A 12,724-nucleotide genomic window follows, 5' to 3' on the forward strand; every position below is an offset into this window, starting at 1 on the left:
TTTAACTAATTAAAAAAAGGAATATTGAAGAACTTTTATAACATTTTAGTTTCATACCACAAAAAGCTGACAGAAAGTAGCAGGGGGATAAAAAACCACCATAAAGAAAACTTTTTCTCTAATAAAACACTCGTTTCCAAAACCTTAGTCTGGATGGGATGTTCATTTACAAATTGAGCGGTCGCAAGGCGGTTTTGAGCATTTCGAAGCTGTTGCCAATCGGATGCTTCATAGACGTAAAAAGAATCATTAGTATCGCCAAAACTTAAAGTATTCCATCCCGGCTGTGTCGCCCAGGTGTTCAATTGCCATTGCGTAGGAAGCTCTCTGTTTTGCAAAGGGCTGATCAGCTCGTTCGCTAGTTTAAAACGGGGAAGAACTCCTCCCTGCGACAAAGAGATGGAAATATTTAACCTTTCGCCGGTTTTAGGGAGTGCAGGACTCACAGACCAGCTTTGCTGAACTTCAGCCGCTCTGGCTGTTTTATCCAGCATTTCTGCCCAAAACCTTGCATAATCTGCGCTGGAACCATTCAGAAGCCATTGATAAGTAGCAGGCAAGACCGAAAGCGTTTGCCGGCCCATACCGTAAATGCTGGTGCTGACCAGAATTTTACCACCAGACTCCTGAATTACTGGCTGATCATTGTTGTTTGATTTTAAAAACAAGGTCTGTTCGACAGGTAAAGCGCTAAGCATAGCACCATGGTTGGCAAAACCGGCCTTTAAAGGTTTATTCTTTAATGCCTGAGATTCATAACGACCAGTCCCAATTCCAAAAGCCGTTCCAGTTCCGTTCCCGAAAGCAGGTTTCGGACTATTCACACTGATAAACAGGCCTAAACCTTCTTCTACAGCATGTTTAATATTGGATAACTCTGCTCCTGATAGTTGTGCAAGTTCCGCTTCATCCAGGATCACCAAGTCCATTTTCTTTAACAAAGCAGCGGTTATGGTATTGACGTCCCTGATGTCCGTATTCAAAAAATCTTTGCTGTATTTATCTTTACTGATCCGCGTTCTAAAAACCAAAGGATACTTTTTTTCGAAGAACCAGTTCTTAAGGAACTTATATTCAAAATCCGGATTAGAAGCCAGCATCAGGATCTTAACCGGATCAGAAGGCTTAATCTCAATTGGAACAGGCGCAGTAAACAAGATGTCATCTGCTCCTTTTATCCCGGTCAATCGAAAAACTGCCTTTCCCGCTTGTTGGGGATTAGCCTTCAAGCTAAAAGACTGTAGCCCTTTTTTGGCTATCGTTACGGAATCCATCTTTGTTCCTAAACCTTCCAGCAACAAGGTTACCGGTTCTGAACCGGTATGCTGATAAGTCCCCTGCAACACCAATTCCGCTGTGGCTTTAAGCTGGCCATTCCAATTCAGTGCAGTCAGGCCATCCTGTACCGGCCCGGGATGAAAACTGAGTTGTTTTCCTTTTAACAATTGCAGCTGATTTGCGTTCAGGCCATGGCCATAAATATGAACGACTTGTAGGTCAGGATTTGATTTCAGGAAATATTCCAGATCAGAAATATACCGGACTCCAGTTTTTTTATGAACCATAAACAACTGATAATCTAAAACATAAGAACTTCCTTTTAAAGTGTTAATATCGGCAGAAAACAAACCTAAACCTTTATCTGAGCCATCTCTGGCACCTGCACTTAACAGATTGATTTCCTGAACCCTTCCAGCTTTGCTAGTCGTATAGACCGGAGGATATAACAATAAATAAAAGCAAAGAATGCCAACGGTACTTGCTGCCAGTCTCCAGGCCAAATGTGCTTTACGCTTTCTACGCGTCTCGCTGATCAGGAGAAAAACGCCCAATGCCACACAAAGTCCGATAGCCAGGTATTTAAATTCCATTTGAACGTGCTGCTTTTTTAAGGTGATTAAAATACTTTTGACCTAAGGTTGATGCCGGTGCTATAACCGGCAATTGTGGGGTTATTTGCACTGGCCCCAACATGTTAAGAATCGCCTTTTGCAACAAGGCCAGGTCCTTTTCTGAACCACCTTTTTCGGATAAGATTTTCCGCCCTGCCGCTAATGCCGGTAAAAAGAGTTCCGGTTGAGCTGAGGCCGAAATGACCATATACTGCTCCGTTTCTTTCAACAACTGACGTTCCCCATTGCTAAATCCAGTAACATACTTCAAATTCCCGGCGGACTTAACCCCGACAGCAGCCTTCCTGTTTTCCAATACACCAAGCACTTGCTTTAACAGTAATTGCCGCTTTTCCTGCGGTTCAAAATCGCTTTTCTGTACCGGTGACCCGATTTTATCCAGCTCCCCCGACAAGCGTTTCTCTTCTTTCAGTTGCGTTACTTTTACGGTAGTCTTAGCCACATAAGCCCTTGATTTTTGCTGAAGATCTTTCAGTAAACGCAAAGCTTTGTATTCAAAGGGCAAAGCATCACGTGTTTTATAAGTTCTCAACTGCAATTCCGACTTCCACATTTCCGTCAGCACTGCCTTTAACTGAGCTTTTAACTCCGGTTCAAAGAAAGTAGCATCCTCGGCAATGTCATGTTTATGGGCATAGCTATCCATAATGGCTTTTACATCGCCAAACTTCGCTGTGCTTTCTATTTCTTTTCCCTCCTGATGCCCCTCATGTTCTTCGTTTTCCTGATGTTCTTTTCCCGCTTTCTTCCCTTTTCCTGCTTCCTGCTCATGATCATCATCCTTTTCCCCTTCGTTATGGTCATGACCGGCTCCTATCTCTGTTTCAGACTCTTCGCCAAGGAACTTCCCATACCGAAGTCTCAATAGCTTCTGATCCATGCCCAGTTCATTGCTCCTGCTTTTAAAGGTATCCCCGCTGATCGTATTTTTATCCGCCAATAGCTTTTCTGTATCGATAATAATCTGTCGCTGACTTCTAAAATACTCAGGAACCAGGTTTACACCGTTCGTCATACCGGCCATACTCATCAACTCTGCGGTATCTACAATGGACACGAAATACACGTCAGACCTACTCATTTGCCCTAAATTATCAAAAGCAGTCACAAAGAAATAGAGTTCATCACCTGGTTTCATCCCTAAAGCCCTGAGGTCGATTAGTTTGGTTAATGACATAGATTTACGGTTAGCAAACTGCTCCCTGAAATCCAGTTTCTTTTCGGTAAAACTCACACCTTCCCCCTTGCCGCTTGCCATAGTCGCAGAAACATAAGCAGCCTTCAAGCCATAATCATCCGTTAAGGAAACGTTTAAACGTACTTGTTGTGCTTGTCCATAATCGATGCTGGTATGCGGTTCAGGCCGGGTAATTTTGATTACTGCCGGAAGATCCGGTAGGATCGTCATCATATAGAGTTCAGACTTTTTACCGTCCAGTTCGACCTGATAAAAACCAGGCTTACTAATGGTTTTTAAAAACGTCCATACTTTACCTTCCCCGTCCTGCGACTTTAAAACCGCTACTTCTTTATCATTAAAAATCAATTTCAACACCTTAGCCGGCATAGAAGTCCGGATGTTCCATTTCAGCAAAGCGCCATTTTCTGCTTTAAAGGCAAAATGCGTTTGTGTTCTTTCCGGAACACCGGTATAAGCAGGAGCTTTGATCAGCAGGGAAAAAGACGCGATCTCCGGCAGTACTTTTTCTTTAACACTCACAACGTTCTCTTTTGCAGCAGCACTGGCCTCAGCGCCTGTTAAGGGCTTTAAGAAGGAAAACCCCAGGCTCATCGCTATACCTAATGTCATTACCACAGCTGCCCGGGCTAATTTCTGAAATGGCGGTTTGGGCGCAGGGCTCAGATCAATAATGACCTGACTAATTTTATGTTGTTGTAAACGTTCCAGGCGACTACATGCTGCTGCCGGTTTCAGCAAGAGCGCTGCACTTTCTTCCAGTTCAGGGTATTTTTCATTCAAATACCTGCAAATCTGCGCAGAGCTTACCTTCCAAAACGGCTTCAACCAACTCAGCAGGCAGAAAATGATTAAAAACAAAGCAACAAACGCCCAAACCGGCCAGTCAAACAGGTAGCTCATTAAAGCACCTAAAATCAATGTTAGCCCAAGGCTTAAGATTAATATCCTGAACAGCAACAAGACCGTCCATTGTTTTTGGAGTCTTTCTATACGATATATGCCTTCCTGCTCAACCATGATTCAGCTTGTTTTTATGACGGAAAGAAAGGATACGTTCTAAAGTAAAAACCAGTATCGCCATCAGCCAGAATGCTTTTTGAAGCGGTTCCTCCTTTTGGGACGCGGTCGGTAATTGCTCCTCAGTGGCCTTTCCTGATTTCAGTGCGTTTGTTTGAGCCATCGACGCCTCTTCTTTTGCCCTTTGACCTACTCCTGGCTGAGCTGAGGATTGAGCTCCTGATGATTGAGTTAAAGAGACTAAACTATTGCGTTGGTCTTTAGGATTGATTTCGAAGCCAAAACCAGCATCAGTCCCATCATTTCCCAATAGGATGGGCATCATGGCCTCCACAAATTTGGCATTCCACACCAGATCAGTCCAGCCAGGATTGATGCGGCTATAGAAACGATAATGATCAAATGACTTTTCTTTTGTCCGCGTTAACAATGGAATACCGAATCCGTCGGTCCAGATCTGCGCTCCCGGATAGGACGCTGCAGTCGTTCTTTTACGGAGTGTGATGCCAGCGGTATTTCCTTTCCCTTCTGGTTCTACATCCAACCAGGAACTAAGCATACTTACTTCTTCACCTGCATAATTGAACAAACGACCGCCATTACGGATGCTTTCCGAAAAGCCGGATCCTACAGGTTTATCGGAAATCCAGAACCCAATATCAAAACTTAAAGAACTAATAACCTTACCATTAAACACTTCAACCTCTACATTTCGTTTTGTTTCCTGAGCAATCGCCAGGATTGCTGACCTCAGGTAATTTACATCTTCCGGATGGTCGGCTCCATATATCAACACCTTGATGGTTGATTCCTCCCTGGTCTTCGAATCATCTTTGAGCGTTGAATGATCTTGCCCCTCATCCAATCTTTTAAAACTGGTTAATGCAGGACCAGATGTCGCTTCAAAGGTTTTATGAGCGAAGGTACTGCTCCAGGTATTCATCGTATCTGCCCGCTTCATTTCCTTCCATATCAAACGAAAGTCAATCCGGGGTAGATCTCCTCCCTGATTTTGCAGACGACGATCCGCATATAGGTAAACCCGGAGGTTCGGGGCAAGTCGCCCATTCAATTCCTTCAACAAAGCAAAATGACTTAGTTCAGGACCTTTATCTCCGGAATTCTTATTTATGGTATCCTTTAAGCTGATCTTTTGAAAACCCAACCCGAAGTCGTGTAACTCATAACCAGCCAACAGCAAGGAATCAATGCTTTTCTGTTGTGTTTTGTAAAGCAAAGGCAAATCGCCTTTCTCCAGTAACACCCAACCTTTTTGTCCGCCTGCACTGCTTTCCTTTTTTAACAACCAGGGCTCCGCGAGGAAAAACGCTAACAATGCAATCAACAGCATCCTTAACAACAACAACAGCCAATCGGTGATCTGGTAACTTCTGGAAGTAAAAGGCGAACCCGCCCCCAATAGTGCTATACTACCGATCTGCAGGGTTTTCCCCTGTTTTAATTTCCACAGGTGAATGATCAGCGGGATCAACAATCCTGCTAACGCGATTAAACCTATGGGATAGAGTAAATGCACCTTGATATCTTTATGTCTTTAACGTATTTCTTATATTATGGCTTAACGTGTTTCTTATATTTCAAATCATCTTAAACCTTTAACTTGTTTCTTTGATTCAGGAAGTCTCTCAATGCCTGATCCAATGGCTGATCCGTTTGAATCAAGCGATAAGCAATCCGCCGGTCCAGCATTTTGTTCCTGATCTGCTCCAGGTGAAGCCTCAGGTTCTCCTGATACGTTGTCCTTGCAGTTTCCTGATCAATCTGAATGGTTTTTCCGGTTTCCAGGTCTTCGAAAGTAGTATACCCTTTAAAATCCAGGGTCATTTCATTTCCGGACATCAAATGAAACACCAGCACCTCATGTTTCAAGGTGTTCAAAGTATCCAACAAGTCAAATATCTCCTGATTCACCTCATAGAGGTCCGTGATAAAGATGAGCAACTCCCGTTTTTGGGCACCGGCGTACAGTTCTTTGTAATTGACAGGCCTTGTAAAAGAACCTTCGGGCTTCACCTGTTCCAATTGATAGAACAACCTGGCGAGATGCTGAAAATCCTGTTTCGCCACCATAGAAAAGATGCCGGCATCTTTAAACACATACAAACCAATGGCATCACCCTGCAGATTACCCAGATAAGCTAGTGAAGCAGCCAGATAACGGGCATAATCAATTTTACGAAATTCTCCGTCCTGATGCGCCATTGAGGCACTTGCATCAATCAACAGACGAATACCAATGTTCGTTTCTACCTCTGACTCCCTGATGTAATACCTATCGGAACGGGCAAACATCTTCCAGTCGAGGGAACGCAGGTCATCACCTGGCTGATAGCTCCGGTATTGGCTAAATTCCAGTCCGGGGCCCTTAACCGTGCTTTTATGGATGCCGCTCATAAAGCCGTCTATCGTCATTTTTGCCGACAAAGACAGCTCTTTAATCGCCATCATCACTTTCGGATCCAGCAACTTGCTCATTAAATATTAATTTTCGGTCTTGAAATGGTTTTCAAAAGTTCCCCGGCCACCATATCCGCAGTTATCTGTTCTGCATCCGCTTTAAAATTCATCAAAATACGGTGTCTCAATACCGGAAAGGCCATGGTTTGCAAATCTTCCATCACCACCGCATAGCGTCCATGAATCAGGGCTCTTGCTTTAGCGGTCAGGATCAACGCTTGTCCGGCTCTCGGACCAGCACCCCAGCGTACCCATTCTTTCACATAGGCGATAGTGCTGGTATCCGGTCTGGTTGCCCTGATCAGCTCTGCCACATAAGTAATCAGGTCCCCGCTAATACTCACCTCTCTGGTCAGGGCTTGAAGTTGTTTAATTTCTTCTGCACCAATTACAGCTTGCACCTTGTTTTTAATCATTCCTGTGGTGCTGCTCAGGATTTTCATTTCTTCGGCAGCAGTAGGGTAACCAATCTTAATAAACAACAGAAAACGATCTAATTGAGCCTCAGGAAGCGGATAAGTGCCTGCCTGCTCTATCGGATTTTGCGTAGCGAGGATAAAAAACGGTCGGTCTAAAGGATAAGTCTGACCTCCGTAAGTCACCTCAAACTCCTGCATAGCCTCCAATAAAGCGGATTGTGTTTTTGGTGGCGTCCGGTTGATCTCATCTGCCAAAATGATATTGGCGAATAAAGGCCCTTTATTGAACTTAAAAAACCGCTTTCCGGTCACATGGTCTTCTTCTAAAATCTCTGTACCAACGATATCGGTGGGCATCAGATCCGGGGTAAACTGAATCCTTCTAAAAGAAAGATCGAGTGCCTGCGACATGGTCCGCACCATTAGTGTTTTTGCCAGGCCTGGTACACCTTCCAACAGACAATGTCCGCCGGCAAGTAAGGCAACCAGCATTTCTTCAATAATAAGGTCCTGCCCGACGATCACTTTCTGAATTTCTTCCTTTAACAGGGTAATTTTATGGATCAGGGTTTTTAGGTTATTTTCTGAAATTTCCAAAGCATTGAGGTTTAATGAGGTATTGATTGTAATTCAATATAGGGCTCTCCTGGTATTTTTCCTTATCCCCGGATCAGAATATCAAAAAAATTACAAGATAACTCTTCCTTAAATCTGGATGTAATGAAAATTGACGTTATTTTAGAACGATGCAAAGATCGAAGTTCACATTTGCGAGAATAAAATATAAATCCGGTAACTGGGATACGGATCAGCGTATGCCTTCCAATCTGCTCAATTCCTTGCTGGAATATACCACTATCCCTCTGGACCCGGAAGAAAAGATTGTAGAGCTGAGTAGTCATGATCTTTTCAAATATCCTTTTTGCTATATGAGTGGTCATAAGCTGGTGCAATTTGACCAGCAGGAAGCTGCCAATTTCAAGAAGTATGTAAACAACGGTGGTTTTGTATTTGTAGACGATTGCAACCATGATATTGACGGACTCTTTGCCAAATCATTTGAAACACAAATGAGCAATCTGTTTGGGGCCACAGCGTTGAAGAAGATATCCAATCAACACAAGATCTATCATTCCTTTTTCAACTTTGAAAAGGGCCCGCCTACTACCTCCTTCGAATTAAATGGCTGGGGTGATGATCTGGTACACGATTACCTGAAAGCGATTACGGTAAACAACCGGATTGGTGTATTGTACAGCAACAAAGACTACGGCTGTGAATGGGATTATGACTTCAGAAACAAGCGTTTTCTGGCGGAAGACAACACCAAATTTGGCGTAAATATTATTCTTTACGCCATGGGTATCAATAGTTAAAGCAGCTGTACTTAAAGTACCAGCTGCTCGTATAGTTTTTTCAAAGTTTCCGCAGCATCGATGCAAAGGCCGGGGTGAGTCTTAGAAGTCTGTACCACCGTACTTCTGGTAGCCGTTAGCCAGCGAAAACGCGAAGCCATGTCCAGCTGACCAATCGTCCCTCCTGCTTTTCCTCCTTTACTGATCAGCTCGAAAGAGCGCAAATGATCTTCCAGCTCCTGAGTATCCAGCTTACAGGCAAATGCAGCAAGGCGGTCTTCATTCAATTCAAATGATGTTTGTAAAAACTTTTGTTTGGAACAATAAAGGATGATCCCCACATTAAGAAATTCTTCCCGTTCTACCCTTGGTACGACGCGGATCACGGCATACTCAAATAAGTGCTTCTCTTGCATTCTGCGCTTCTTTTACAAAAATTCCTGAATTTGCGAGGCGTAATTCCAAAAAGCTGGAATATACATCGCGATGTGCTTCAATAGATTCAAAAGTATTATCCCTGATCAACCAGTCGTCTGGAATTAAAGAAACAATGCCTCTGATTTTTTCCGGGGTCAGTATCGCTTTAAACAGCGCATCTACCTCTTCCAGTGCTGTGGCCTGACTCAACAATACATGGTCTTTGATCAGGCTGAAAGGTCTTACGGCCTGTTCTTCCCAGTTTTCCATGGAATGGTGGAAGTACAATGCAGCACCATGATCGATCAGCCATAACTCTTTATGCCAGATCAGCATATTGGTATTACGGGCCGTACGGTCCATATTGGTCAGCAAAGCATCCATCCAGACAATCTGTGAGGCTGTTTTTTCGTCCACCTGATTCGCCAGGGGATCGAAAGTAATTGCTCCGGAAAGGTAATGTAAGGCCAGATTAAGACCGACACTTGTCCGCAGTAAGTCCTGAATCTCTTCATCCGGTTCGATACGACCAAAGTCTTTCTCTAGTTGCGCAAAAACCAATTCCGGCATACGGAGACCAAGCGCACGTGCAATTTCTCCACCAATTAACTCGGCGATGAGTGCACGCAGTCCCTGTCCGGCACCACGAAATTTGAGTACATATAAAAAGTCATCATCTGCTTCTGCGATTGCAGGCATCGATCCCCCCTCGCGTAGCGGGGTAACGTATCTGGTCACATTAACAGTTCTGAGTTCTGGCTGGATATTCTTCACACCTGAATAATTTAGGAGCAAAAGCTCCGGTTTAGGGCAAAGATACTACATTTCCAGTAAGTAGAGGGCACAAACCGGTTTATCTACCGCATGAAGAAAGGAGGGTTCAATTCTGAAAAAGCGGCTTATACTTTTCGGACTCAAAATCTTTTGAAGGAAAGATTTTACAGGTCCTCAAAGCACAACCCGCTTTTTTCTTGCAATTAAGGTCCCTGGAAGAACGGTCTCAATTTCCCGTATTATTTAAAAGTATCAAAACCATCTTTTGCATCACACCAGAACTCATCCAGTGCAATCAATCGTGGTTTCAGGAAAGAAATCAATTCCGGCCAGTCCTTTTCATTAAAAATACTGACATCGGGAAGTCTTTTGATAATCCTGCTAACCGTTTTATAATGTTCATCGGTAGTATGTAATTCCCAATCCCATTCCTCCTCCAGACTGGTGTGTAGCATCGTTTTAAAGGCAGCAAACTCTTCGAAGATCAGTTCCTGCATCCCGGGATCCGGATCCGACATTTCAATGGCAATAAAAGCGGACTTTTTATCGACATACATCTTAAAGTTCAGGTGTTTGACGCCGGTTTTATAATTCACCCAATTGATTCTCATGCCTTCAGCAGACTGGTGAGGTGCGATATATTGTCCGAAGGTAGTCCAGAAAGACTGTTTTAACTGTGCAGCCTGATCTTTTGAAAACATGGTATTGGGTTTTAAATGATAATGATTAAAATGTCCAGCTCATCAGTTCCATCACTCTTTTAAACTCGTCATGAACGTCAGCTTTCAAATGAATGGATTCTTTAGTCACCGGGTGTTCGAATTTCAATTCAGAAGCGTGTAATAACATGGTGGTCATCTCCCACTGCTCTTTGAAAAACTTGTTTTGTTTATTGCAACCGTGTTTACGGTCCCCGATAATCGGGTAAAAGATATGCGCGAAATGTCGGCGCAACTGGTGCATTCTTCCTGTGGTAGGCGTTGCTTCCACTAAGGAATACCTTGAAGTTGGATGTTTACCCAGGGCAACTTCCAACTCGGCACGTTGCAACGTCACAAAAGCGGTAAATGCTTCCTGCATATTGCCGTTTTCTTTGGCAAGCGGGTAGTCGATTTCTTCACTATCAGGGGCATAACCTCTCAAAACCGCCAGGTATTTCTTTTCTACCTGCGCATTTTGAAATTGCTGATGCATCGCGATTTCCGTCTCTTTATCAAAAGCAAAAAGCAGTAAACCACTGGTCTTACGATCTAAACGATGTACAGGGCTAACATACTTATTTATCTGATCCCTTAGCATTTGCAAAGCAAACTCTGTGGCATCACTAGCAATAGAAGAACGGTGAACCAATAGCCCATGGGGTTTATTGATGGCAATCAGATGATCGTCCTGATATACAATTTCCAGCATTTATTTTTTTCCGCGAAGATAACCTTTTGATTTTTTAAAACCCGCTGATTGTATCAAGTTTGTTCCTTTTTGACAGGTTGGAAGCATTTATCCTTACCTTTCCTTCTGGATACCTCCATCAATAACTACAATAACTTCATGAAAACCAAACCAACAAACCCTTCCCTAACGGGATTGAAAAGGGCCACAAAAGTATTCTTTATGGCTCTGCTGATCACAGGAAATGTCAGCTATGCACAAACTAAAAAGGAAACTATTGACAGGATCGTCAAAGAGGCAACGGAAAACTCTCAACTGGAAAAGCTTGCCCATGAGCTGTTAGACATGGTAGGCCCCAGATTAGTAGGTTCCCCTCAAATGAAACAAGCGAACGACTGGGCGGTAGCCAAATATACAAGCTGGGGCATTCCTGCAAAAAACGAGCAATGGGGAGAATGGCGTGGCTGGGAACGTGGGATTTCTCACATTGACATGGTGTACCCACGTGTAAAATCACTGGAAGGCATGCAATTGGCATGGAGTCCGGGCACAAAAGGAAAAGCGGTGGTTGGAGAAATGATCATCTACCCTGACCTACCAGATTCTGTTTCTTTTAAAAGCTGGCTACCTAATGTCAAAGGGAAATTCGTGATGTTTTCCATGAATCAGCCTACCGGCAGACCGGATTATAACTGGCAGGAATTTGCGACCCCGGAATCATTTGAGAAGATGAAAACGGCCAGAACTGCGCAAACCAATGCCTGGCGTTCCAGAATCAGTAAAACCGGACTAAACCTGAAAGCATTGGCTTTGGCTTTTGAAAGTGCCGGCGCCTTAGGTGTAGTCACCAGCAACTGGTCTTCCGGCTTTGGGGTCAATAAAATATTCGGTGCCAATACCACCAAAATCCCTTCCATAGATATCTCTTTAGAAGATTACGGCTTGTTATACCGTCTTACGGAATCTGGAAACAAGCCTAAAATCAGCGTAAATGTTGGCTCTAAAGAGCTGGGAATGGTACCTACCTTTAATACCATCGCTGAAATCAAGGGGACTGAAAAACCCAATGAGTATGTGATTCTGTCTGCGCATTTTGACTCCTGGGATGGCGGTACAGGTGCTACAGATAACGGCACCGGAACCATTACCATGATGGAAGCGATCCGTATCCTGAAGAAAATATACCCTAATCCTAAAAGAACTATTCTTGTGGGCCATTGGGGCAGCGAAGAGCAAGGCTTAAACGGATCAAGGGCTTTTGTGGAAGATCATCCGGAAATCGTTAAAAATATTCAGGTGGTTTTTAACCAGGACAATGGAACAGGTCGCGTGGTAAATCTTGCCGGACAAGGTTTCTTAAACTCTTACGCCTATTTAGGTAAATGGTTATCGGCTGTGCCGGAAGATATCAGAAAGCAGATTGCAACGACCTTCCCGGGCACACCTGGTGGCGGTGGTTCAGATTTCGCGTCCTTTGTTGCGGCTGGCGCCCCTGCATTTTCATTAAGCTCTAATAGCTGGTCGTATGGCACTTATACCTGGCATACCAACAGAGACACCTATGATAAGGTGGTTTTTGATGATGTGAGAAGCAATGCGATATTGACTGCTATCCTGGCCTATATGGCGAGTGAAGATCCGGAAACAACTTCCAGAGAGAAAAGCATTTTACCAATCAATCCGAGAACCGGAGAACCTGGTATATGGCCTCCACAGGTTAAACCTACCCGTAAAGGCGGCGTTAATTAAACAGGTGCCAGA

At 43.8% G+C, this 12,724-nt stretch carries 11 protein-coding genes; 2 read left to right on the top strand and 9 right to left on the bottom strand.

The features are described 5' to 3' along the window. Nucleotides 1–35 precede the first annotated feature (35 nt). From OQX61_RS22220 to OQX61_RS22240, 5 genes are all read right to left on the bottom strand, one after another. Complete coding sequence (locus tag OQX61_RS22220) at nucleotides 36–1,871, bottom strand: hypothetical protein (RefSeq protein WP_265844022.1); 1,836 nt, start codon at nucleotides 1,869–1,871, stop codon at nucleotides 36–38. Next, nucleotides 1,861–4,131, bottom strand: a complete 2,271-nt coding sequence (locus OQX61_RS22225) for a hypothetical protein (RefSeq protein ID WP_265844023.1) — start codon at nucleotides 4,129–4,131, stop codon at nucleotides 1,861–1,863. The genes OQX61_RS22220 and OQX61_RS22225 overlap by 11 nt, the downstream gene beginning before the upstream one ends. Beyond that, the gene (locus OQX61_RS22230; protein WP_265844024.1) at nucleotides 4,124–5,668 is read right to left on the bottom strand and encodes a BatA domain-containing protein; all 1,545 of its coding nucleotides are present in this window, start codon (nucleotides 5,666–5,668) and stop codon (nucleotides 4,124–4,126) included. Before OQX61_RS22230 ends, OQX61_RS22225 begins: the two co-directional genes overlap by 8 nt. Nucleotides 5,669–5,739: 71 nt before the next feature. Further along, complete coding sequence (locus OQX61_RS22235; protein WP_265844025.1) at nucleotides 5,740–6,627, bottom strand: DUF58 domain-containing protein; 888 nt, start codon at nucleotides 6,625–6,627, stop codon at nucleotides 5,740–5,742. Continuing rightward, nucleotides 6,627–7,625, bottom strand: coding sequence for a MoxR family ATPase (locus OQX61_RS22240; RefSeq protein WP_265844026.1), 999 nt, complete (start codon nucleotides 7,623–7,625; stop codon nucleotides 6,627–6,629). Before OQX61_RS22240 ends, OQX61_RS22235 begins: the two co-directional genes overlap by 1 nt. Nucleotides 7,626–7,774: 149 nt before the next feature. Here OQX61_RS22240 and OQX61_RS22245 point away from each other — a divergent pair, with 149 nt between their 5' ends. Further along, complete coding sequence (locus tag OQX61_RS22245) at nucleotides 7,775–8,404, top strand: DUF4159 domain-containing protein (protein ID WP_265844027.1); 630 nt, start codon at nucleotides 7,775–7,777, stop codon at nucleotides 8,402–8,404. An 11-nt stretch (nucleotides 8,405–8,415) separates the two neighbouring features. On the opposite strand, the gene OQX61_RS22250 is transcribed toward OQX61_RS22245, so the two are convergent. The 4 genes from OQX61_RS22250 to OQX61_RS22265 form a co-directional block, all read right to left on the bottom strand. After that, nucleotides 8,416–8,799, bottom strand: coding sequence for a DUF3037 domain-containing protein (locus tag OQX61_RS22250; protein WP_265844028.1), 384 nt, complete (start codon nucleotides 8,797–8,799; stop codon nucleotides 8,416–8,418). After that, nucleotides 8,777–9,574 carry a HipA family kinase gene (locus tag OQX61_RS22255; RefSeq protein WP_265844029.1) on the bottom strand — a complete coding sequence of 266 codons (798 nt, stop codon included), beginning with the start codon at nucleotides 9,572–9,574 and terminating at the stop codon, nucleotides 8,777–8,779. The genes OQX61_RS22250 and OQX61_RS22255 overlap by 23 nt, the downstream gene beginning before the upstream one ends. Before the next feature lie 239 nt (nucleotides 9,575–9,813). Continuing rightward, entirely contained in the window at nucleotides 9,814–10,275 is a 462-nt protein-coding gene (locus OQX61_RS22260; RefSeq protein ID WP_265844030.1) for a DUF4268 domain-containing protein, read from the bottom strand. 25 nt (nucleotides 10,276–10,300) lie between these two features. Next, nucleotides 10,301–10,984: a pseudouridine synthase gene (locus OQX61_RS22265; protein WP_265844031.1), complete on the bottom strand. Its 684-nt coding sequence runs from the start codon at nucleotides 10,982–10,984 to the stop codon at nucleotides 10,301–10,303. Between the two features lie 138 nt (nucleotides 10,985–11,122). Here OQX61_RS22265 and OQX61_RS22270 point away from each other — a divergent pair, with 138 nt between their 5' ends. Beyond that, on the top strand, nucleotides 11,123–12,712 hold the full coding sequence (locus OQX61_RS22270) for a M20/M25/M40 family metallo-hydrolase (protein WP_265844032.1): 1,590 nt from the start codon (nucleotides 11,123–11,125) through the stop codon (nucleotides 12,710–12,712). Nucleotides 12,713–12,724 lie beyond the last annotated feature (12 nt).

Source organism: Pedobacter sp. PLR (genome assembly GCF_026239675.1).
GTDB lineage: Bacteria > Bacteroidota > Bacteroidia > Sphingobacteriales > Sphingobacteriaceae > Pedobacter.